This window comes from Agrobacterium sp. El2ro-1b, from assembly GCF_048298475.1.
In the GTDB taxonomy this organism is placed as follows: domain Bacteria; phylum Pseudomonadota; class Alphaproteobacteria; order Rhizobiales; family Rhizobiaceae; genus Agrobacterium; species Agrobacterium fabrum.
In genome coordinates this window covers 1,054,749-1,075,395 of sequence record NZ_CP103459.1, presented here as the reverse complement: position 1 = coordinate 1,075,395, position 20,647 = coordinate 1,054,749, and the positions used below count along the sequence as shown (strand labels likewise).

Here is a 20,647-nt window from a genome sequence, read left to right as displayed (position 1 = left end):
TTCAGATCTCCTGCCGGGTAATGACGAGGTTGCCGAAGTGATCGACAGTCACGTGGAATTCTGGGGGGACGACGGTGGTGGTGTCATCCTGAGCGACGACCGCCGGGCCCTGGAAGTAATGGCCGGCCGCGAGGTCGTCACGGTGATAGACGGCGGTGGTCGCAGGCTTGCCGCCGAACCATGCCTCGACCTCGAAGCGTGGCGTTGGCGGTGCTTCGGCGGTCTTCGCCTTCGGCAACTGCGGCTTCTGCGTTGCCCCTGATATCACCAGGCGTAGATTGACCATCTGCACGGCCGCTGTCTCGTCTGCATGGCCGTAGAGCCGGGCATGTTCCTGGTGGAACGCATCCGAGACGGCACGCGCCTTGCCACTTGTCAGCCACTCCGACCGTAATGGCGTCTCGATCTCGAAGGACTGCCCAAGATACCGCATGTCGGCCGAAAGCCGGATCTCACTTTGCCCTTCGTGGCCCTGCGATGTCAGCCAAGCGCGCGCCTTGCTTTCCAGTTCAACGAGCGACGCCGTAAGCGACGGCAATGTCTCCTCGGTCACTTCGCAGTAAGCGGTACGGATAAAGTCGTTCTTCAGGTCGGCGATCAAGCCGCCGAGCGCCGAGACGACGCCCGGTGTCGGCGGGACGATAACGCCCTTCATATCAAGCTCTCGGGCGAGGAAGCAGGCCAGCATGGCGCCAGCACCGCCAAAGGCGAACAGGTGGAATTCACGCGGGTCGATGGCATAGCGCGATACGAGCGCGCTGACCTCGGCATACATGCCCGAGACAGAGATTTCGATGAGGTTTCCGGCCAGTTCCTCGACACTCGTCTCGAGCCCTTTCGCCAGTGGCGCAAGAGCTGCCCGGGCGGCCCCGTGGTCGACGCTGACAGCGCCATAGCCAAGTGGCACATGACCGATCAGGTTGGATGCTGCCATTGCATCGGTGATTGTCGGCTTCTGGCCGCCGCGTCCGTAGCAGGCGGGCCCAGGGGTGGAACCGGCACTTTCCGGACCAACCTGCAACAGTCCGAGCCCATCCAGCCAGGCAACAGAGCCGCCGCCTTGGCCGACGGAACTCACCGATACCGAGGGGACGTGGATATGGAAGTCGCCGATAAGCTCGCCGGTGCCATATTGAGCTTCGCCATCGACAATGACGGCGACGTCGGCACTGGTTCCGCCAATATCGAGGCTCATTATGCGGTCAAAGCCGCTGGCCTTTGCCAGGTAACCGGCCCCGATTACACCGGATGCTGTGCCGGACAGAATCATCTGCACGCATTCCGAACGGGCCTGATCGATCCCCATTACGCCGCCATTGGTCTTGGTGATCAGCAATGGGCAGGCGACGCCCTTGCTGCGCAAGACTGTCTCGAAGCGGTCGAGGTAGTGGGAGACGCGCGGTTGCACGTAACCGCTGATGACGGCGGTTACGGTGCGCTCGAACTCACGGATGACCGGCCATGTCTCCGCCGAGGAAACCACCTGCAGGCCAGGCGCGATCTGCGCAATCATTGCTGCGACAACCTGCTCGTTCTTGGGATTGCGATAGGAATTCAAAAACGACAGAACTATGCCCTTGCAACCGGCAACGAGGGCTGCCTCGACGGCACGCGCGACGTCGCTGTGCTGCGGCGACGTCTGGACGCTTCCAGTCGCCAGTGTGCGCTCGGCAATGCCGAACACTCGGTCACGCGGGATCAGTGGGGCGGGACGGACGGAATAGAGATTGTGGATCTGCGGGATCTTCAGGCGAGCCACTTCCAGCACGTCCTCGAAGTTCCGGGTGGTGAACAGTGCAATGTCATGGCCGTTGCGCTGAATAACTGTGTTGACGCCGACGGTGGTGCCATGGGTGAAGTAGACGATGTCGGCGGGGTCGATGCCGTCGCGGGCTGCCAGCGTATCGAGAGCCAGGAGTATCTCTTCGCCCGGTGCATCCGGCCGCGAAAAAACCTTCAGTGTCGAAATTGCGTTTGTCTGGTCGTTGAGCACGGCAAAGTCCGTAAAGGATCCGCCAACATCCACTCCGACTCTGTATGCCATACCCATTCTCCTATCGTGCCGATCAAGGATGCTGCCTGACGGCTCGTTTCACCACGAAATGTTTGTGCGAGATCCATAACGCCCGGTTATGATGTGGGGTCGGCACTGCCCTCTCTCGGGGAGTGACATGCATGTCTTCGAAACCAAAGCGACGAGATCGTGCGCTGGCTCGCGTGAACACTGCCTCCCAAGCCGCCATCGAAACCGGCTCTCCAGCCCGTTCTGAAGGGCTCAGCGGTCGGCGCCGACCCGACGGTGTGATCGCCCTCGGCCAAGCGTAAAGCGCGATGCTCATATCCGGCCACCGCCATCGATCGAGGCATCCGCCAGGTACGTCAGCGCCGTTGATGACGTCCAAGAGCATTCTGCCGCTCAATCAAGGCATAGTCCTGAAGCTGCCTGATCAGGCGAATAGGCGTGCGAATGTCCCGTCCGCGCGATCCTTTTGCCGTCGCTGCGGCCAGACGGAAGGCTAAGGAACGGGCTGGAGAGCCTGTTTCGATGCCCAGCTTTGGCAACTCGCTCAGCAGCAGACTGGATGCCTCCTGTAATCGCAGACCTGTCTTGATCAGCAGTTCCGCAAACAGGGCATTGCGCGCGCCGTTGCGGCCTCGCCAAGTCGGGTCTTCCTGCCCGTCCGGAAGCTTGCCGCGCAATCCGACGTCACGGAAACCCAGGTAACGCGGCAGATCCAGGAAGCGCATGTCGCCGTTGCGAGCGCCGCTCTCCTTGGCGCAGTTGACCGCCGCGGGCGCGACCGCTCCCGAGATTGACGTTCGTAACCATAGCTGCCTGTAGGTGAACGGAGCCGTCGTGATGATCCTCTCATCGCCGGCCCATCGGTAGAGCTTGTCGAGAGCCATAATCATTCGGTTCCAGGAGGAAGCCGAAATGCGGAACGGCGGCTTGGATAGGCGCGGGGCTTGATTGAAAGCGGCAATGTCGTCCCGGGTCGCGGCCCACACGGGCTTGCCGCCCCCGACGCTCTTCGAGAAAACGCATCCAGACGACGATGTCTCGCGCATAGGTGCGAAGGCTGTTCAGAGAGCGTACGCCCATGGTCGGGCACGACCGTAGGAACCGATTGAGGTTTTGGTCATAGCCTTCATCTCGACTGAGAATGAACGACATCCCCTCGACGAGCCCGATGTTCTGCGCGGTCGCGATCTCGTCCGCTTCCAACTCGTGTTTCACGCCGTCGATCGTCACCGAACCATGCACGGCAGAAAGATCGCTAAAGAAGAGCTGTGGCAATGGGCCTCCTAACGGCGCCGAAGGCTTTGCAGGGACGGGCTCGAGCCCGCCCCTGCAAAGCCTTCACGCCCCGGGATAAGCTAACGGTTCTGTATCTCATGCCGACTTTATTGACAGCGAAACCTGACACCTATGAGACAGGTACGCAGAGCCAACATAATATCCAGATGCCTTCCATTGAGGCGTTTCGGGATGCTGCCGGATACGCGGCTGTCGGTTGGCAGTTAACCGTAAGAATGCCGCTCGCTTACAGCCGGTTTAGCAGTTAACGTGCGAATCTGCCCGGGAAGATTCTCAGATTAACTGCAGTTGAGATGACGCGGTTGATCGGAAGGTACGCCTCATGATCTCGTTGATGGCAATGCGGAAACGCACCTTATTCCCGCCCCTCATTTGTCCGCAAAGCATTTCGAGCATCTCTGGCACTGAGCGCTCAACTATGGCTATTCCAGCCAGCAGAACCGGCCGCAGGTGCAGGGGCAGGAGACTTTGCCGATCAAGGACTGAGCCACCGGTATGGCTATAGACACCGGTGGCCTGTGTGTGCATTCTCCCAGAATTTCAGGCCGCAAGAATGACCTTCATCGCCTTTTCGCGGGCTGCGTTGCCGAAGACTTCATAGGCGTCAAGGATCTCGTTGAGCGCGAAGCGATGAGTGATCAGCTTGCTTGGGTCGAACTTGCCGGCCTTTACTGTCTTTAGCAGCATCGGCGTGGTGTTGGTGTTCACAAGTCCCATCGAGATGTTGATGTTTTTGATCCAGAGGTCTTCAATGTGAAGCTCCACCGGTTTGCCATGAACGCCAACATTGGCGATCTTGCCGCCAGCCGAGACAATCTTCTGGCAAATATCGAAGGTCGCGGGCACGCCGACGGCCTCTATCGCTACATCGACGCCGCGTCCGTCTGTCATCTCCAAGACCTTGGCGGCCGCATCTTCAGAGCCGACCTGAACGGTATCGGTGGCGCCGAACTGCCGGGCCAGTGCCAAGCGCGCAGGGTCCATATCGATCATCACGATCTTACCCGGCGAATAGAACTGGGCCGTCAGGAGCGCCGACATGCCGACCGGGCCAGCGCCCACGATTGCCAAGGTGTCACCCGGCTTCACGCCGCCGGCCTGCACGCCGATTTCAAGACCCGTCGGCAGGATGTCGGAGAGCATGACCAACGCTTCCTCGTCTGCCCCATCGGGGATTGGGTAAAGCGAGTTGTCGCCATGGCGGATACGGACATATTCGGCCTGCGTGCCATCAACCGTGTGGCCGAGTTGCCAGCCGCCGTCGTCGCAATGGGAATAAAGCTGCCTCTTGCAGTTCGGGCAGGAACCGCAGGATGTGATGCAGGAAATCAGGACGGGATCGCCCTTCTTGAAGTTGCGCACTGCGCTACCGATTTCTTCGACCACGCCGACGCCTTCATGGCCGAGCGTGCGCCCCTCGATAACGGTTGGAACATCACCCTTCAGAATATGCAGGTCGCTGCCGCAAATGGTCGTCTTCGTAATTTTCACGATGACATCGGTTGGCTCCTGGACGACCGGTTTGGGTTTATCCACCCAATCTTTCTTGCCTGGTCCGTTGTAGACAAGCGCTTTCATCAAATCCTCCCTCGAGGGCATACCCCTCAGCATGACGTTGCAAAGATCGCACAAACCGGCCTCCTGTCCGGGCTGTCGGGGGTGAAACGACACCCGACAGCCACCATAGCCAACGAAGAGGATCGCCGCTGGCCGGGCTTTGCTCCATTCCGGAAGCGGATAATCGAAAACGGAAGCGATTGGCGTATAAGGCAGGTCCATCGCCGAAACGCAGCGGCGTTCGCCGTTTGCGCAAAGCGGCGGTTAAAGCGGTTGACGATTGCAAGGTGTCAGGATCTTGGTGTCGCTTGTGGGTCAGTCTGCAGGGTGTTTTCCCGCTCGGTTGCGCAGCGTCTGGTAGGGGCTTTCGCCGAAGCGCTGGCGGTAGCTCGTGGCCATGGCGGTGAGGTTCACATAGCCGTGTGCAAGCCCGATAGAGGAAACCGTTTCGGTGGGAGGCGCGTCCCCCAGCGCCTTGCGCAAGGCGTCTAGACGGCGTGCCTTGAGGTAATCGTGCGGGGTGATGCCACGAAACCGCCGGAAGCCATTGGAGAGACTGCGGGCGGAAATGCCAATCGCGGCGGCGATTTCGAGCACCGAGTGCCCCTCATGCGCCCTTTCTTCCATCAGCCGTTCTGCCTCGCGCACATATTTTGGCGCGGCACTGCGCGCACCCGTCTCCAGCGTGAGGCCGGAGCATTCTGCCCACCCGCGCAGCAATTCGAGGCACAGCGTTTCCTCGATGCGCTTTTCGATAAGGGGATTGGCGATACGGTCATTGCGGGAATCAACGGAGCGCGTCGCATATTCGACCAGGGACAGCCAGGCAGATTGGCCATGGCCGAAGAGAAGGCGTTTCTTCCAGAGGTCGTCGTCTGGGACGAAGCCATACCAACGCTGCGCCGTTTCCTCCATCAGGCTGTGAGGAATGGTCAGGTTCAACTGCAAGTCGTCGCCATCGGCAACGTTCCAGTAATCCGTGCGGCTGCAATCGACGACATAGCTGTCGCCGGGCTGCGTATCTATGCTGGCGCCGTCGGCAAGCGGATGGCGGACGCTACCCCGCATCGTGTTGACGACGATGATGTTGCCCGAGGACGGATCAAATTCATCTGCTTTCGTCGGCACGCCGAAGCAGAAGCGGCTAAGGATGATCCGGCCGATTGAAAGCGTCCGCAACGTTGCGTTCGGGTCCGCACCTTTTATGAGCGGCCGCGCCGCGAGCGGCATGTAGACCCTGTTACAGAATGCATTGACTTCAGCCCACTCCCGGGACGCATTCAGTTTTCCGTTCAGGAGCGGCTGACCATGCACATCATAAACCAGCGCATTTTCCAGCATGTGAGCATCCTCCTCCAGAGACGGCCGCCATCTTGCTCTGAAGTGTGGAGATTGCAAGTATGCTCCCCATCAAGGTCGGATGCGCGCGAAATCGAGTCTGTGATGCAGATCGTCGCTCTCGAGAGCAACGCTCGCGACCGGTTGCGTGAGGCGGGATGAAACAAATCCATGCGAATTTAAACGTGCGCGCTGGTGAACAATGTTCGTCGGCCCTCGTTTCTCTCGGCAGGCTGTGGGTTGAGCTGCAGATTGTCTTTCGACGCTTTTTTTGGGGTGGGATCACACGCATGCGACGACCTTCCTCCATCGACTCGACAATTTCCCGACAGCTCGCAAAGAAGGCAATGCCCATTGCGCTTTCAGCCGTTGCGATCGGTGTTTGCATGACCATGTACCTGTCGTTCTGGATATCGTCTGAAGACAAAAAGGCAGATCTGGCTGTCCAGAGAAACGTTGCATATCTCAGTGCAATCTCCGACCTCATGTCTCATATCCAGGACGCAGAAATTGGACAGAGAGGATTTCTCCTCACGGGCGACGAGCTTTACCTCAAGCCGTATACCACAGCGATGGAGTCTCTTGACGGTATGCTTGATAAGCTCGCTGTGGGAGCCGACAATGCATCTGCCGAAACAGGAAGTATCGCGACACTGCGCAGTCTGGTCGCCCAGAAAAAATCAGAGCTTCAACAAAGCGTGGAGTATCGCCGCAATGGGGATGAGGACGGCTCAATCGCGCTGGTGAAAACGGGACAAGGCAAAATCCTCATGGACGGGATTAGGTCTGTTCTGGCTCAGATGAAAAAGGATGGTTTGGGGCAACTCGCGAAGCGTTCCGAAGCGGCCAGCACAGCAAAGACGCGGATGCACCTGATGCTGTTGCTGTTTGCCATCACGGCCGGAGGTATGGCGATATTGGTCGTGCGCGCCACGGTCACCCGGGCAAAAGCGGCTGAAAAAACGAGAGATGAACTTCTTTCGCGTGCAGACAGGCGCCTCATGGCGGTGATGGCAGCTGACCTCGTTGGTTACAGCAGGCTCATGGAGAACAACGAGGCCGATACCCTCGAGCGTTTGAAGGCCGCGAGAGACGTCATCGATACGATAATTGAAGAAAACAATGGCTCGATAATAACCACAGCGGGCGACAGCATCGTGGCGGCATTTCCAAGCGCGCTCTCGGCAATCGACTGCGCACTTCAAATCCAGAAATTCATGGTGACGCACAACGCTGACAGGCCGGATGAAGATCAGCTTCTGTTCAGGATAGGAATGAATGTCGGCGACGTTATTATAGATGACGGTGACATATTCGGTGATACGGTCAACATCGCTGCGCGGCTTGAGGGGATTGCTGAGCCCGGGGGGATATGTGTCTCGCGCTCCGTCAGGGATCACATCCGCAAGCAAAGAAAGCTGAAGTTCGAGGACACTGGCTTTCAGCAGGTAAAGAACATTTCTCGACCAATCAGCACCTTCAGGGTTTGCGTCGCTGGTTGAGTTTGATCAGCGCTTCCGGCCGTGTGACTTCAGTTTGGATTGATATATACGCAATCACTTCATTAGAAATTATTCCTTCAAGGAAATAGAACGCGCATAAGATGCTGTACGATGATCGATCAATGTCTCCAGTAAACTGCGGACCGACCACAGTGCCGATCGTCGTGTGGCTGGATCGCGTCATGACCTTAAAACACTGAAGTCGGCGCAGATCCAGCAACCGTCTCTTCAGAGACGAGCCGTGGTTTTATGCGACCTCAATATTTTTTTAGCAGTGGCCCGATCAGTTTCGTCCCTGACGCATTTACCTGCACGCCGAATTCACGGCAGGGCACCCAATTTGGAGAAATCCGTGAGCGGTATCGAGAAAAACGCAATCGCAGGAGCAGTGATTCCGACTAGATCGGTCGCGGTCACGGCGCCGACCCTTTCAGGTCGGACGATCATCGTCCTCATCGGCGTTGCGGTCATTCTGTACGTCGGGCAGGAAGTGTTCATTCCCCTCGCGCTGGCCCTGTTGCTGACCTTCACGCTTGCCCCGATCGTTAGCTTTCTGCGCAAACGCCGCGTACCCAAAATCGCTGCGGTCCTCATGGCAGTGGCGAGCGCCTTTCTGGTTATTGCGGCCTTCGGCTTCATCGTCGCCGGACAGGTTGCGAATTTGGCGGACAACGTTCCGACCTATCAACGAAACATTGTTGCAAAGGTGCAGGCGCTGAGCCAGGCCGGGTCCGGCAACGGAGTGCTCGAACATATCAGCAAGGTCGTCGAGCGCATCGGCTCGGAAATGCAGTATAATGCCGAGGAGAGCAAGGAAGACGCGACCTCACAATCCCCCAGGCGTGACCCGATGCCGGTTGAAATCGTCACGCGCTCCAACCCGGTTCAAACGCTCGGCAATTTTATCCTCCCCCTGATCAGCCCATTTGCAACGGCTGGTCTCGTCATCGTTCTGGTCATCTTCATGCTGCTGGAGCGCGAGGAGTTGCGCGACAGGTTCATCCGTCTCGTCGGGCTGGGTGATCTGCACCGGACGACGGCAGCGCTTCAGGATGCCGGAAAGCGCGTCGGCAAATATCTCCTGATGCAGCTTGTGGTCAACGCGCTTTATGCCCTTCCGATCGCAGTTGGACTATGGTTGCTCGGCATTCCGAATGCCATTCTCTGGGGACTGCTAACGCTTGTTCTGCGTTTTGTTCCCTATATCGGTCCGGTGATCGGCATGATCCTGCCGCTGTTCCTGGCGCTAGCAATCGCGCCCGGATGGTCGCTGGTCGCATGGGTGGCAGCGCTCTTCATCATCACGGAACTGGTGAGCAACAATGTCGTCGAGCCTTGGCTTTATGGAAGCCATACCGGCCTTTCCCCGCTTGCGATCATCGTCTCAGCGATCTTTTGGTCATGGCTCTGGGGACCAGTCGGGTTGATGCTGTCCACACCCCTTACCGTCTGCCTCGTCGTGCTTGGGCGGTATGTCCCACAGTTTAGCTTTCTGGACGTTCTCCTCGGCAACGAGCCCGTCCTGCAACCACAAGAAAAGCTCTATCAGAGACTTCTTGCCGGAGACCCAAACGAAGCTACCGATAATGCCGAAGATTTTCTCGAGGACGAGTACCTCCTCGACTATTACGAGCAAGTCGGATTTCCGGCTCTGAAACTCGGTGAGATGGATCGGCAGCGGGGTGTGATGACGGAAGCGCAAATTGCCCTGTTTGCGTCCACGACCCAGACACTGATCGGCAACCTCGCGGAAATTGCGATCGAGGAAGAGGCGGAACAGGATCAGTCCGCAACGGAAGCGACCGCGCTTGGAGAGACGACTAAAAACCCCGGAATGCCCGAGGCTGAGTATAAATCGGTCCTCTGCATTGGCGGCAGGGGCGCCATGGACGACGCTGCCGCTTCGATGATTGCGCAAGTTCTTGCTATCCAGGGGGCGATCGTCTCCCAGGCAGAGCATTCCATGGTCAGCGGCACAACCATAAACCTGCTTCGCCTCACAGACATCGACACCGTCGTCATTGCGTTTCTGAATGCAGGATCCAAGGCCCATGCCCGCCAGGCAGTGCGTCGCCTCAAGCGGCAGAAGCCGTCCCTAAGGGTTGGGATCGTAATGCCAGGTATCGATGGTGAAAGAGAAAGCTCCTTAGCGGCGGAGGACATTGATGCCGACTTCGTTGCTACGGGCATTGCCGACGCTGTCCAGGGCGCTCTCTCGGACGCAGATGCCGTTGCAATAAGGGTCACAAAACGCATCGGGCGGGCTCGCGAAAGAAAAATCAACCCGCTCGTCGCGTAAGCAAGGATTCACAATCGGCTATATCAAAGAAGATACCGCGGCCTCTCTCGCTCGACGATTAAAACTCTTACAAGATGGTACGTTAGCGTAAAAAAGATGACTGACGCCACACTAACGGCTTCATGCAAAGCGTTCTATTCTAGCAGTCTCGGGCGCCGCAGCTTAGGGTCGATTCAAGAGCGGTCAATTGGACGCATTCATTGCGGCTCGCAAGGTATCGTTGATGCGCTCTTGCCAGCCCGGACCGTCCGCCTGAAAATGCGCGAGGACGTCGCTGTCGATCTTCAATGATACAAGCTCCCTGGTGTTGGGGATTGCAGGCCGTTCAACGACGGGCGCTGCGACCTTTTTTGCCGGATTGAACAACGCCTCTGCCGCATCTTTCGGGTTGGACGGTCGCCGGGGTGTTGTAGCCATGATCATATCCTCTGTTGTCGTGCGCTTGAACAGCGCCACCGGTCAGTTGTTGTTTCCGGGGGATGTCCAACATAGCGGCTGTTGCAGCCCGCGGGTAGTCTGCAGCCGAAGATTGTAGTTGCCGCTGATCCGCGCGCTTCTTTGATCGGCAAACGTCGCCTGTAATCGATCAACCAAATCACCCCCGAGTTTTACCGTCACACCGTCGCGAAATGGGAGATAGATCAGTGCATCGGCTTGGCAATCGTCGTAGCCCGCGTCCCGCTGGGTTTCGATAACGTGCCCCGCCAGTTCGATCGGGCGCTCGCTAGAATTCACTAGTCGATTTTTCATCATGAGGATATTAAAAGGTGGCGCTGTTTATCACTGTTTTCGATACACAGGCGTCGAGGGCTGATGATAAGCACGCGGGCGTCGAAACCATCGCTTTTGATCCAGCCGACTTATTCGCTTCAAGCGTTTTCACCGCGTCGACAATATCACGGTAACTGGAGGCTTGCCGTTGGAGTTTGCGCCTGAGATCAGGCCTGAAGCGGTTAATCGCCAGGTCGACGAGTTCGGTTTCTCTTGCTTTTACCTCAGAAGGTGCGGACCCGGCAGCGCTCGATGCAGAGCATGCCCTCTGCCGTATTTTGGAGGTGCTGAGCGGATTCTCCTGGTTTTGAATAGTCGCGGCCTGCCGCGGTCATCCCCTCGTCGGCAACAGGAACAATATCAAAGCCGACAGGCCGACAGATCCCATCCAGATCCTCAAACTCGATCGCCGCGCGCTGAATAATCCCGACGACACGTGCCGGGAAGAAGGTCGGACTTGTGGTCTGTCGGGTGCGGAAAAAACCATGCTGGTCAATCTACTCCTGCGGTTCTACGACATTCACGATGGCGCCATTCGCATCGACGGTGAGGACATCCGGGATGTCACGCAGATCAGCCTGTTCTGAGCTAAATGTCGGTAAAGCGGGGATGACGTTGCCGTGACTTATGAGAGGATTTGAAGCACTGAGGCTAAAAGCATGTTGCATCCCGCTACGCTATGTTCTGGTTCGACGTACTCGGCCTCATTGTGACTAAGACCATGACGACAGGGGACAAAAATCATGGCCGATGGTGCGATACGATGCATGAAGAGCGCGTCGTGAAAGGCGCCGGAAAGCATTCGCCGTGTCACAAAACCCCGATCCTCTGCGGCGTTATCCAAGGTCGCGAGAATATCCTCCGGGAAATTCGCCGGCGGCATCTCGAAGATCTGTGTGATCGTCGCTTCACAGTTTTGGTCCCTCGCGGCCGCCTGTGTGACCGCGCGAATTTTATTCTCCATTCCGTCAAGCGTTTCGGATGAAGGGTGCCGGATGTCGACGGTGAAAACCGCGGTCTGCGGAATGGCATTGACCGCACCGGGGTGCAGTGCGATCCGCCCTACCGTGAAACGAGCGGCTGGATCCCTAGGCATCATGGCGGAGAATAGTGATCCAAGCGCATTGACCGCCGCGTGAAACGGATCGCGTCGGTACATCAGTGCCGTCGTGCCCGCATGCGCGGTCTGGCCGGTGATCGATACTTCCAGCCAGCGTGTGCCCTGTATGCCCGTCACTATTCCAATCGGCACACCCTGTTTCTCGAGGGACGGGCCCTGCTCGATGTGAACCTCGATATAGGCAAAGACCGGAAAACCGAGATCGCGCATGGTGGCTTCCGGCAGACTTTTCAGGGTGGCGGAAAGCTCGCCCGCAAAATCGGCACCGTTATCGTTTGCCGTGAGCTTCAGCCAAGCCTGCGGTATCGTTCCAGAGGCGAAAGCCATCGATCCCATGCAGCCCGGGGCGAAACGGCAGCCCTCCTCGTTGGTGAAGGCGACGACCTCAACCGGGCGTTCCGTCTCCATCCCAAAATCATCGAGCGTTTCCAGCACCTCGAATGCGCAAAGCGTCCCGAGCGCGCCGTCAAACCGCCCGCCGACGGGCTGGCTGTCGAGATGGCTGCCGATGAGAAGCGGCGGCAGCGTTTCGTCGCGGCCGCGCCGGCGAATGAAGAGATTTGCGGCGGGATCCTGAAACACCGAAAATCCCCTGTCGATCGCGAGTTTCGCCAGCAGCCGTCTTGCCTCGCGATCCAGTTCAGTGAGCGCCTGCCGGTTGACGCCACCCTTTTCGGTTGCTCCGATCGCTGCAAACCGGTCGAGATTTGCCAACAGTCTTTCACCGTTTATCGAAAATTCTGCCATGCCTGTCTCCCCCTTCAGGCTTCGAGGCCGGGGCCGGCTGCGGCAACAAAAGAGCGCACCCGCGCCAGTTCGACCGGGTTCCACCAGACGCCGCCCTCCTTGAGCGAGGAAGCGACGATAACGCCACTGGTCCGTTTGAGGATATCGACGATATTGCCTTCATTGACACCCGAGCCGACCAGCAGCGGCAAATGGGTTGCTGCACCGATTTCCTCGATTTCCTCCAGGGATGCACTGTTACCGGTGCGCTGGCCCGTTGCGATGACGCCGTCTGCATCGAAGAAGGCGAGGTCCCGCGTCAGCTCATCGATGCTGCGATCCGCCGTGATGGCATGGGCCCCGTGCTTGACGTGGCTGTCGGCAAAAACCTTGATATGCTCTGCCCGCAGCAGCGAGCGGTAGCGCATCGCCTCGGCTGCTCGTCCCTCCATGAAGCCCTCATTGGCCACATAGGCATTGGCCCATTGATTGACGCGGATGAACTTTGCTCCGCCCGCCATGGCGATGGCGAAGGCAGGAATGGGAGCATTGGCCAGCACGTTGACGCCAACGGGAACGCCGGCGGCGCGAACGATACGGTCTGTCACCACGCTCATGAAGGCCGAGGTTTCCGGCCCGATATCGTCGGGCTTGGAGAAGGGCACGTCGCCATGGTTTTCGATCATCAGACCGTGCATGCCGCCTTCGACAAGCCGTTCCGCATCGCGCATGCACGCATCGTAGATGGTGTCCATACTCGCCTGCCGATAACGCGGCGCTCCAGGAAAGGCCGGGCAATGGATCATGCCGATCAGCGCCTTGCGTCGACCGAAAATTTCCTTGATAGCATTGGCCGGATTGTCGGATATGGTCTGCATTTCAGTCCCTTTCGAAAGTTCTCCATGCGCGCCTTTGTTATCGGCAATATCGCACTTGATGAAACCTATTCCATTGCCGCACTGCCTGAGGCAGGCGCTTCAATCTTCGGCGAGCAGGCCTCGCGTAGTCTCGGTGGCAAAGGCTGCAACCAGGCCATTGTTCTTTCACGTTGCGGTGTCGAAACCACGTTGGTTGCCGCCGTCGGCATGGATGACCGCGCCATTGCGATCGGAAAAGCGCTCACCCGAGAGCGCCTGACACCAAAGCTCATTCCAGTTCCCAGCGCCACCAGCGATATCTCCATCATTCTGACGACGCCGGACGGCGAAAATTCGATCATCACCACCCGGTCAGCAGCGGCAGCGCTTGATGAAAAGGCTGCCCTGGACTCGCTTGGCGACGCCGTCTCCGGCGACCTTGTCATTTTGCAGGGCAATCTCTCCGAAGAAACAACCCTCGCCATTCTCAACGCGGCGAGATCGAAGGGGCTGAAAACGGCCTTCAATCCTTCCCCGCTGCAACCCTGGTTCACCAGCGTTCTGCCGCTCATCGATATCGCCGTCCTCAATCGCATCGAGGCTGAGGCGCTGACCGGCGAGAACGGGGCCGAGGCCGGCGCTCTCCTGCTGCGCGCCGGTGTAGGCCTCGTCATCGTCACGCTCGGCGGACAGGGCTGCGTGCTTGTGTCCGCCGAAGGCGCTATCGAGGTGCCGGCCGCGCCCGCGACGATCGTCGACACCACGGGCGCTGGCGACTGTTTTACGGGTGTTGCGCTTGCCTCCGCCATACGTCGCGGCGTTGCCGTGGACGCCCGCGCCCTTGAGGATGCCGCAAGGGCCGCAGCCATCACGGTCGGCCGCCGTGGCACGCAGGATGCCTTTCCCAGCCATGACGAACTGATGACCATCCTGTGGGCTTGAGCCTGCCGATCACGGCTTTTCCGACAGCCAGCCGAGAATGTTCTTCCATAGGCGTCCGTACCCGTCCCATTCGCAGAAGGCGGGAGAGAGCCAGTGGGGACCGATGTCGGACGTCCATGCGGCCGTGCGGCCCTTGCCGAAACGTCCGGTGACGAGCAGCGGATGAGACCCCTGATCTTCCGGCAGGCGGGCAACCACCTCAACATCGTCACGGTCACGCACTTCTACCTCGTTCACTCCAAGCAGAAGCGGCCACTCGCCGGAAAGACCGGCAACAGTCGGATGGTCGGGTATTAGAATATCGGCTGTCGAGCCTTCCGGAATTTCCACGCGGTCGTCCCACGGAAGGCAGGTAACGGGCAGGGTATCTTCCACCGGCGTGCGGCGCCAGCGGGCCTTGCCGTCGATGCCCTGGAACGAAAAATAGCCGCCGACCATTAGCAGGCCGCCGCCCTTTTCCACCCATGCCTTGATGAGCTTCAACCGGTTCGGCACGGTCTTAGACTGCAGCCAGACGGCCGGCGGCAGCAGGAGGGAATTCGCCCCGATATCCGAAAGGATGATGGTGTCATAGACGTCGAGACCCGCCATCTCGAAAGGAAACTTCTCCACCGCGTCGTGGGCGGTCATGTAAGTCAGCTCATATTCGCTGCCTTCCAGAGCCTTCACCAACGGTTCTGCACCCAGATGAAAGGTGACGCTGCCAAATTGATCGAAGCCTTTGTAGTGGGTGGCGGAGCTGACCCAGCTTTCACCGACGAGAAGCACTTTTTTTGTCATGATCTTTCCATTTCCATAGGTTCGTCAGGTCTTCGCCTGGAAGACCGAGCGCGGATTATCCCGCATAAGGGTTTGAAGAGTGACGTCGTCGAGCCCATGCCGTTTCAGGCGCGGCAGGAAGTGCTTGAGAATATAGGCGTAGCCATTGCCGCCATATCGCGTCAGCATCATTTTCAGGAAGACGTCGTGCGAAAGCAGAATGCGATCGAGGTAACCGCCTTCGACCAGCGTGACGATGGAGCGGGCCGCATCTTCATCGCTGGGGCACTGCACCTGCTGGTCGGCGTAGAAAAAATCCATGCCGATCATGTCGTATTCGATGAAAGCGCCGCGGCCTGCGAGTTCGCTCTGGTAGGCAATATCGGCGTGGGACGGGTTCATGTGGCAAAGAACGGTGTGGTTGAGATCCGCACCTTCCTCTGCGACGATATCGAGAACCCGGTGTCCCAGCCGCAGCCATCCCGGCAGATGAACCATCAGGGGAAGACCAGTGCGAACATGCGCCTGCGCCGCTCCCCGCAGGGATTTTTCCTCCTCCGCCGTGAAATCTGCGGAGACACCGATTTCGCCGATCAGGCCGATGCGGACATCGGTGCCATCAACACCGTGCAGCGCCTCGTGCACGATCTCGTCGGCTATGGCTTCGACGGTCAGCCCAACCACCTTTTCGGGGTGAGAGGACGCGAGGTAGTAACCCGCTCCCATGACAATGTTGAGCCCGGTCGCCTCTGAAATCCGTCGCATTGCCAGCGGATTTCTGCCGATGCCCTGACAGGTCGGTTCTACAACCGTCTGTCCTCCGGCGACGGCAAAATCCTTCAGTTCCGCAATCGCCAGAGGCTCGTCGTCAAGCGTAATGTTGTGCTTGTTGACGAAGGGATCCTGACGCAATTCGCCGAGGATTTCCATGCAGACGAAACCTTCGGCAAGATATTGCCGCTCCGGTGTCTTGGGGGCGTGCCACCAGCAACGGCAATCGTTGAGGATATGCTCGTGCATCAGGGTGACGCCAAGCTGATCCGCAGCGATTGCGCCACGCACGGTCATGATCTTTCCCGACCGGATATGTCCCTCAGACAGTTCCGTTGTCATCGCATCACCCCTTTCTTTTCGCGCCGAGGCGGAAGTTGGCGGTGAAGATGCGGGTGTTGAGCCAGATTGCGGCAAGGATGATGGCGCCGGTGACGATCTGGGTGAAAAACGGAGAGATGTGCAGGAGGATAAGACCGTTGCCGATGACGGCGATGGTCATGGTGCCCAGCACCGTGCCGAGGATAGTGCCGCGACCGCCCATCAGCGATGTGCCGCCGAGAACAACGGCTGCAACCACCTGAAGCTCGAAACCAACCGCCGCATTCGATGATCCAGACCCCAGCCGCGCCGCAATCATGAGGCCGGCAATGGCTGACGCCACGCCTGCGGCCAGATAGACCGAGGCGAGGATCCATTTGGCGGGCATTCCCACGCGGCGCGCCGCTTCCGGATTGGAGCCGACCGCCACGACACGACGACCGTATCGGGTGCTCGAAAGAACGATATAGGCGATCACGGTAACGACGACGCCGATCAGGGCAGGGACGGGCATGCCGAGGAAATCACCCCTGCCGAGGTAAAAGAACCCCGGCGCTTCCGGTATCGGCACGGAATATCCCTGCGTGATGTAGAGGGCGACGCCGCGCAGGATGGAGAGACCGGCAAGCGTGACGATGAAGGCGGGAATACCCTGATAGGCAATGAACCATCCCTGCACCAGGCCAAGCCCGCCGCCGAGCACCAGCATGGCGACGATAACCAGCGGCCAGGGATAACCGGCTGCGAGCAGGATGGCGCCAACGGCGTTGATCAGGGCGACCATCGAACCGACGGACAGATCGATACCGCACGTGATGATGACGAATGTCATGGCGACGGAGACGATCAGGATCGGTGCGGCCTGACGGACGACGTTCAGAAGATTGCCAGCCGTCAAAAACGTATCCGTGGTCACGGAGAAGAACACCATGCAGAGGGCAAAAAAGGCTGCGATGGAAAGCACCTGTGCATTTTCGGCGAAGAAATCCGAGAGCGGCGAGCCTTTGGCGCGTTCAGTATAGACGGTCAATGACGTTGCCCTCCCACGATCAGCCGCACGAGATCCTCAAGGCTGGTGTCGTTGATCTGGCGCTCCGCCACCTTGGTGCCCTCATACATGACGGCAATGCGGTCGCAGACACGGAAGAGATCCTGAAGGCGGTGGGTGATGAGGATGACCGACACGCCCTTTGCCTTAACGCGATTGATGAGTGAAAGCACGGCTTCCACTTCCGCAACGGCAAGCGCCGATGTCGGCTCATCCATGATCAGGACCTTCGGATTGAAGGAGGCCGCCCGCGCAATGGCGATTGCCTGCCGCTGGCCGCCGGACAGTTTCTCTACCTTGGAGGTGAGGCGCGGAATGCGGATTTCCAGCGCATCCAGCATCTTGCGGGCTTCCGAAAGCATGGTGGGTCGGTCGAGGAATGGACCCTTGGTGATTTCGCGCCCAAGAAAGAGATTGCCGACGACATCGATATGGTCACAGAGGCTGAGATCCTGGAAAACCATTTCGATGTTGCGGTTGCGGGCATCGGCAGGGCCTGAAAAGCGAATGGCTTCGCCTTCCATGATGATCGTGCCATCGTCCGGGATGTAGGTTCCGGAGATCACCTTGGTGAGGGTTGATTTACCGGCCGCATTGTCCCCGACGAGGCCGAGGCATTCGCCGGGAAAGATATCGAGATCGACGCCGCGCAGCGCCTGATGCGAGCCGAATGTCTTGCGGATATTGCGCAGGGAGATACGCGCTTCACGATCGGGCTGCCGGGAGAGAACATCTCCCCCGGCGCCGTCGACAGCGCCTGTGGGCTGTCCGGCGGCAATCATTTGAAAACCGCGCGGTAGGGTTCGACATTGGCCTTGGTGACGATGGTGACCGGCACAGCGATGGTCTTTTCGACCGTGCCGCCATCGGCGACCGTCTTGAGCGCCTTGACTGCGGCTGCACCCATCTGGGCAGGATCCTGCTGGATGACGCCTGCGACATAACCCGCATCGATGCCGGTGATCGCCTGTTTGGTCAGATCCCAGCCAAACACCTTGATGTCTTTCTGCTTGCTCTGGCTTTCAACGGCAGCGACAGCGCCCAGAAGCGCCGGTTCACCCGTGGCGTAAATGGCGGTCATGTCAGGATTGCCGGTGATGAGGTTTTCTGCGGCAGAAAGTGCGGTGTCCTGAACATTCTGGCCATCGACGACGCCGGCCGTCGTAATGCCGGACTTATCCTTGATGGTGTCTTCAAAGCCCTTCTGACGAATGTTCTGGATGAAGGAATTCAGTGCGCCGACGACACCGATCTTGGCCTTACCGGCCATGTCGGACTTCACGTAATCGAGGAAAAATTTCCCCATATCCGCGCCCGCTTTACCGTTATCCACGCCGATCTGCGCCTTCTGCGGGCCTTCCGGCAGGATGGCGTCAATGGCAACGACGGGAATATTGGCGGCGGCCGCCTGCTTTACAGCCGGCATGATACCGTTGACGTCGATGGCGACCACGGCGATGCCATCCACCTTCTGCTGGATATAGGTCTCGATGGCGCTGTTCTGGGCGGCCGGATCATTGTTGGCGTTGAAGATCACCAGCTTGACGCCGGCTTCCTTGGCCGCTTTTTCCGCGCCTTCGTTCATCTGGTTAAAAAACAGCGCCTGCTGGTTGATCTGCACCAGGGCGATCGTCTTTTCGGCGGCATTGGCAAGACCGGCAGACAAGGTCGCGCCGGCAAGAACGGTTGCAGCCAGCGCTGCGGAAAAATATCGACGTTTGAAATTTTGCATTATCGTTCTTCCTCTGTTGGTTTCGTTGCTTTTTTATTAGATCGCGGGCGGCGCAACGGATTCACGCACGACGATTTCGACGGGCAGCAGTTCCTCCGACAGCAGCGGAGCGTCCTGATCCCAATTGGTTTCAAGCAGAAGCGACAAAGCGCGCTGGCCGATCGCGCTGACAGGCTGGCGAATGGCGGTGAGCGGTGGCGCAAACAGATGCAATGGCCCGACATCATCGAAACCGATCATCGAGACATCCTGCGGAATGCGCACGCCTTCGGCGCGCAGCACTTCGACAAAGCCGATGGCGATTTCGTCCGAACTTGCAAACACCGCCGTTGCAGGCCGGCCCTCATCAAGGAATCGGCGTGCTGCCGCCCGGCCGAATTCCACGGTGTAGGCGCCGCAATATCTTGTAATCGAAAGCTCGGCCTCGCTCTTTCCTTCGGAAAGGGCGGATGTCATTCCGCGAAAACGGCGCTCGGTACTGATCATGTCTTCCGGGCCGCCGACATAAAGAACCCGGCTGTGTCCGTGCTCTGCCAGATGTGTGCCTGCCAGGCGGCCGCCCTGTTCATTGTCGCAGAAGAGTTTTGGAACGGTTGCGCCGGGAACGTCTTCATCGACGACCACGACCTTGCCAGTGGTGTTGATCAGTTCCGCCAGTTCATCGGTATTGGGATGGTTGGTGATGAAGACGAGACCATCAACGTGATTGCGGGCGAGCAATCTCAGATACGACAATTCGCGGCCCTTGCGGTTCAGCGTCGCAAACAGCGACAGGGCAAGGCCACGCCTGTCGGCTTCTTCTTCCACGGCCGCGACCAGCATTCCAAAAAAAGGGTTGCCAATGTCGGGAACGACCAGGCCGATCGTATCCGAGCGGCCCCGGCTCAAGCGCCGGGCGTGGGGATTGGGGACGTAATTGAGCTCACGAATGGCGGTCTCGATCCGCGTCTTCGTTTCCGAGGGCAGCTCCAGCGTGCCGTTCAACAGACGCGATACGGTCGCGACGGAAACGCCTGCCGCCTGGGCAACATCTTTGAGACTGGTCGCATGGTGACGCGCCATTGAACTCCCGCTTTCTGTTCCGCTCAATCCGGGCCTTTTCGACCTCTGTGTGGTTTGTAAAGCGATTTACTAAACCGGTTTACAAGGAAAACTAAAATCCTCCTTGTGTCAACGGCCGTTTTTCAGAGTCGGTTTTTCCACGCTCCTAACCGAGCGCTCACTTCAAGTCGCTATGGCTACAAACCGAAAATCAGATAAGCTTTATTTTGAATCGGCCGACTGAATCGTCTTTGGTTCGATTCCGTTCACATCAGGTTTTTTGTCAACGGTTCATTTTGTTGTCATCACAAAGCGTCCTTTTTTGCGGATCCATGGTCCGAGCCCATCGCTTTACCGGCTCGCTATCGAGCCTGTACAACCTCACATACGGTCGCCGCTCCAAACGGCAGCACCAATTTCCCGCTTTCGCGAGCGCGGGCTCAGCAGAACGGGACCAATCTCAAGACCGGCTCTTAGCCAAACGGAAGCCCGGTCCGTTCACCTGGATCCGTCAGGGCTGATCACACCCTGAGGATTTGAACTC

At 58.6% G+C, this 20,647-nt stretch carries 18 protein-coding genes and 1 pseudogene; 4 read left to right on the top strand and 15 right to left on the bottom strand.

Annotated features, from left to right (window positions below; all coding sequences use genetic code 11):
* Window position 1 precedes the first annotated feature (1 nt).
* The 5 genes from NYR50_RS19165 to NYR50_RS19145 all read right to left on the bottom strand — a co-directional run bounded on the left by NYR50_RS19165 (window position 2) and on the right by NYR50_RS19145 (window position 6,217).
* Window positions 2-2,044 (bottom strand): hydantoinase/oxoprolinase family protein, encoded by a 2,043-nt coding sequence (locus tag NYR50_RS19165; protein ID WP_418137887.1) that lies wholly within the window; start codon window positions 2,042-2,044, stop codon window positions 2-4.
* Window positions 2,045-2,379: 335 nt separating this feature from the next.
* A complete protein-coding gene (locus NYR50_RS19160) occupies window positions 2,380-2,907 on the bottom strand; it encodes a hypothetical protein (RefSeq protein WP_418137886.1) in 528 nt (175 codons plus the stop codon).
* Window positions 2,870-3,298: a hypothetical protein gene (locus tag NYR50_RS19155; protein WP_418137885.1), complete on the bottom strand. Its 429-nt coding sequence runs from the start codon at window positions 3,296-3,298 to the stop codon at window positions 2,870-2,872. Before NYR50_RS19155 ends, NYR50_RS19160 begins: the two co-directional genes overlap by 38 nt.
* Before the next feature lie 561 nt (window positions 3,299-3,859).
* A complete protein-coding gene (locus NYR50_RS19150) occupies window positions 3,860-4,897 on the bottom strand; it encodes a zinc-dependent alcohol dehydrogenase family protein (RefSeq protein WP_418137884.1) in 1,038 nt (345 codons plus the stop codon).
* 294 nt (window positions 4,898-5,191) lie between these two features.
* Window positions 5,192-6,217 carry a helix-turn-helix domain-containing protein gene (locus NYR50_RS19145; RefSeq protein ID WP_418137883.1) on the bottom strand — a complete coding sequence of 342 codons (1,026 nt, stop codon included), beginning with the start codon at window positions 6,215-6,217 and terminating at the stop codon, window positions 5,192-5,194.
* A gap of 155 nt (window positions 6,218-6,372) precedes the next feature.
* Between NYR50_RS19145 and NYR50_RS19140 the strand changes: the two genes are divergently transcribed.
* Together NYR50_RS19140 and NYR50_RS19135 are read left to right on the top strand one after the other, a co-directional pair.
* Window positions 6,373-7,716, top strand: a complete 1,344-nt coding sequence (locus tag NYR50_RS19140; protein WP_418137882.1) for a CHASE3 domain-containing protein — start codon at window positions 6,373-6,375, stop codon at window positions 7,714-7,716.
* A 388-nt stretch (window positions 7,717-8,104) separates the two neighbouring features.
* Window positions 8,105-10,015: an AI-2E family transporter gene (locus NYR50_RS19135; protein ID WP_418138278.1), complete on the top strand. Its 1,911-nt coding sequence runs from the start codon at window positions 8,105-8,107 to the stop codon at window positions 10,013-10,015.
* Between the two features lie 183 nt (window positions 10,016-10,198).
* On the opposite strand, the gene NYR50_RS19130 is transcribed toward NYR50_RS19135, so the two are convergent.
* On the bottom strand, window positions 10,199-10,432 hold the full coding sequence (locus tag NYR50_RS19130; RefSeq protein WP_418138277.1) for a BrnA antitoxin family protein: 234 nt from the start codon (window positions 10,430-10,432) through the stop codon (window positions 10,199-10,201).
* A gap of 42 nt (window positions 10,433-10,474) precedes the next feature.
* On the bottom strand, window positions 10,475-10,768 hold the full coding sequence (locus tag NYR50_RS19125) for a hypothetical protein (RefSeq protein ID WP_418137881.1): 294 nt from the start codon (window positions 10,766-10,768) through the stop codon (window positions 10,475-10,477).
* A gap of 447 nt (window positions 10,769-11,215) precedes the next feature.
* Here NYR50_RS19125 and NYR50_RS19120 point away from each other — a divergent pair.
* Window positions 11,216-11,367 (top strand): annotated as a pseudogene (locus NYR50_RS19120) (ATP-binding cassette domain-containing protein); the annotation flags it as partial.
* A 44-nt stretch (window positions 11,368-11,411) separates the two neighbouring features.
* Here the strand turns inward: NYR50_RS19120 and NYR50_RS19115 are convergent.
* Together NYR50_RS19115 and NYR50_RS19110 are read right to left on the bottom strand one after the other, a co-directional pair.
* A complete protein-coding gene (locus tag NYR50_RS19115) occupies window positions 11,412-12,653 on the bottom strand; it encodes a Zn-dependent hydrolase (RefSeq protein WP_418137880.1) in 1,242 nt (413 codons plus the stop codon).
* 14 nt (window positions 12,654-12,667) lie between these two features.
* Window positions 12,668-13,510 (bottom strand): BtpA/SgcQ family protein, encoded by an 843-nt coding sequence (locus tag NYR50_RS19110; RefSeq protein WP_418137879.1) that lies wholly within the window; start codon window positions 13,508-13,510, stop codon window positions 12,668-12,670.
* Window positions 13,511-13,534: 24 nt separating this feature from the next.
* On the opposite strand from NYR50_RS19110, the gene NYR50_RS19105 reads away from it, so the two are divergent.
* The gene (locus tag NYR50_RS19105; RefSeq protein WP_418137878.1) at window positions 13,535-14,431 is read left to right on the top strand and encodes a ribokinase; all 897 of its coding nucleotides are present in this window, start codon (window positions 13,535-13,537) and stop codon (window positions 14,429-14,431) included.
* 9 nt (window positions 14,432-14,440) lie between these two features.
* On the opposite strand, the gene NYR50_RS19100 is transcribed toward NYR50_RS19105, so the two are convergent.
* Genes NYR50_RS19100 through NYR50_RS19075 form a run of 6 tightly spaced genes read right to left on the bottom strand, consistent with a single transcriptional unit; the run spans window position 14,441 to window position 20,124 of the window.
* Window positions 14,441-15,211, bottom strand: a complete 771-nt coding sequence (locus tag NYR50_RS19100; protein WP_418137877.1) for a glutamine amidotransferase — start codon at window positions 15,209-15,211, stop codon at window positions 14,441-14,443.
* Window positions 15,212-15,235: 24 nt separating this feature from the next.
* Window positions 15,236-16,303, bottom strand: a complete 1,068-nt coding sequence (locus NYR50_RS19095) for a phosphotriesterase family protein (RefSeq protein WP_418137876.1) — start codon at window positions 16,301-16,303, stop codon at window positions 15,236-15,238.
* 4 nt (window positions 16,304-16,307) lie between these two features.
* Window positions 16,308-17,312 carry an ABC transporter permease gene (locus tag NYR50_RS19090; protein WP_418137875.1) on the bottom strand — a complete coding sequence of 335 codons (1,005 nt, stop codon included), beginning with the start codon at window positions 17,310-17,312 and terminating at the stop codon, window positions 16,308-16,310.
* Window positions 17,309-18,112: an ATP-binding cassette domain-containing protein gene (locus NYR50_RS19085; protein ID WP_418137874.1), complete on the bottom strand. Its 804-nt coding sequence runs from the start codon at window positions 18,110-18,112 to the stop codon at window positions 17,309-17,311. The genes NYR50_RS19090 and NYR50_RS19085 overlap by 4 nt, the downstream gene beginning before the upstream one ends.
* Entirely contained in the window at window positions 18,109-19,062 is a 954-nt protein-coding gene (locus tag NYR50_RS19080) for a substrate-binding domain-containing protein (RefSeq protein WP_418137873.1), read from the bottom strand. Before NYR50_RS19080 ends, NYR50_RS19085 begins: the two co-directional genes overlap by 4 nt.
* A 36-nt stretch (window positions 19,063-19,098) precedes the next feature.
* Window positions 19,099-20,124 carry a LacI family DNA-binding transcriptional regulator gene (locus NYR50_RS19075; RefSeq protein ID WP_418137872.1) on the bottom strand — a complete coding sequence of 342 codons (1,026 nt, stop codon included), beginning with the start codon at window positions 20,122-20,124 and terminating at the stop codon, window positions 19,099-19,101.
* Between the last annotated feature and the right edge of the window lie 523 nt (window positions 20,125-20,647).

Bases quoted from the DNA above. Each gene is read 5' to 3' on its own strand.
- NYR50_RS19165 (WP_418137887.1), bottom strand. From the start codon at position 2,044: ATGGCATACAGAGTCGGAGTGGATGTTGGCGGATCCTTTACGGACTTT.
- NYR50_RS19085 (WP_418137874.1), bottom strand. From the start codon at position 18,112: ATGATTGCCGCCGGACAGCCCACAGGCGCTGTCGACGGCGCCGGGGGA.
- NYR50_RS19125 (WP_418137881.1), bottom strand. From the start codon at position 10,768: ATGATGAAAAATCGACTAGTGAATTCTAGCGAGCGCCCGATCGAACTG.
- NYR50_RS19140 (WP_418137882.1), top strand. From the start codon at position 6,373: ATGAAACAAATCCATGCGAATTTAAACGTGCGCGCTGGTGAACAATGT.
- NYR50_RS19160 (WP_418137886.1), bottom strand. From the start codon at position 2,907: ATGGCTCTCGACAAGCTCTACCGATGGGCCGGCGATGAGAGGATCATC.
- NYR50_RS19110 (WP_418137879.1), bottom strand. From the start codon at position 13,510: ATGCAGACCATATCCGACAATCCGGCCAATGCTATCAAGGAAATTTTC.
- NYR50_RS19150 (WP_418137884.1), bottom strand. From the start codon at position 4,897: ATGAAAGCGCTTGTCTACAACGGACCAGGCAAGAAAGATTGGGTGGAT.
- NYR50_RS19100 (WP_418137877.1), bottom strand. From the start codon at position 15,211: ATGACAAAAAAAGTGCTTCTCGTCGGTGAAAGCTGGGTCAGCTCCGCC.
- NYR50_RS19115 (WP_418137880.1), bottom strand. From the start codon at position 12,653: ATGGCAGAATTTTCGATAAACGGTGAAAGACTGTTGGCAAATCTCGAC.
- NYR50_RS19080 (WP_418137873.1), bottom strand. From the start codon at position 19,062: ATGCAAAATTTCAAACGTCGATATTTTTCCGCAGCGCTGGCTGCAACC.
- NYR50_RS19105 (WP_418137878.1), top strand. From the start codon at position 13,535: ATGCGCGCCTTTGTTATCGGCAATATCGCACTTGATGAAACCTATTCC.
- NYR50_RS19130 (WP_418138277.1), bottom strand. From the start codon at position 10,432: ATGGCTACAACACCCCGGCGACCGTCCAACCCGAAAGATGCGGCAGAG.
- NYR50_RS19095 (WP_418137876.1), bottom strand. From the start codon at position 16,303: ATGACAACGGAACTGTCTGAGGGACATATCCGGTCGGGAAAGATCATG.
- NYR50_RS19145 (WP_418137883.1), bottom strand. From the start codon at position 6,217: ATGCTGGAAAATGCGCTGGTTTATGATGTGCATGGTCAGCCGCTCCTG.
- NYR50_RS19075 (WP_418137872.1), bottom strand. From the start codon at position 20,124: ATGGCGCGTCACCATGCGACCAGTCTCAAAGATGTTGCCCAGGCGGCA.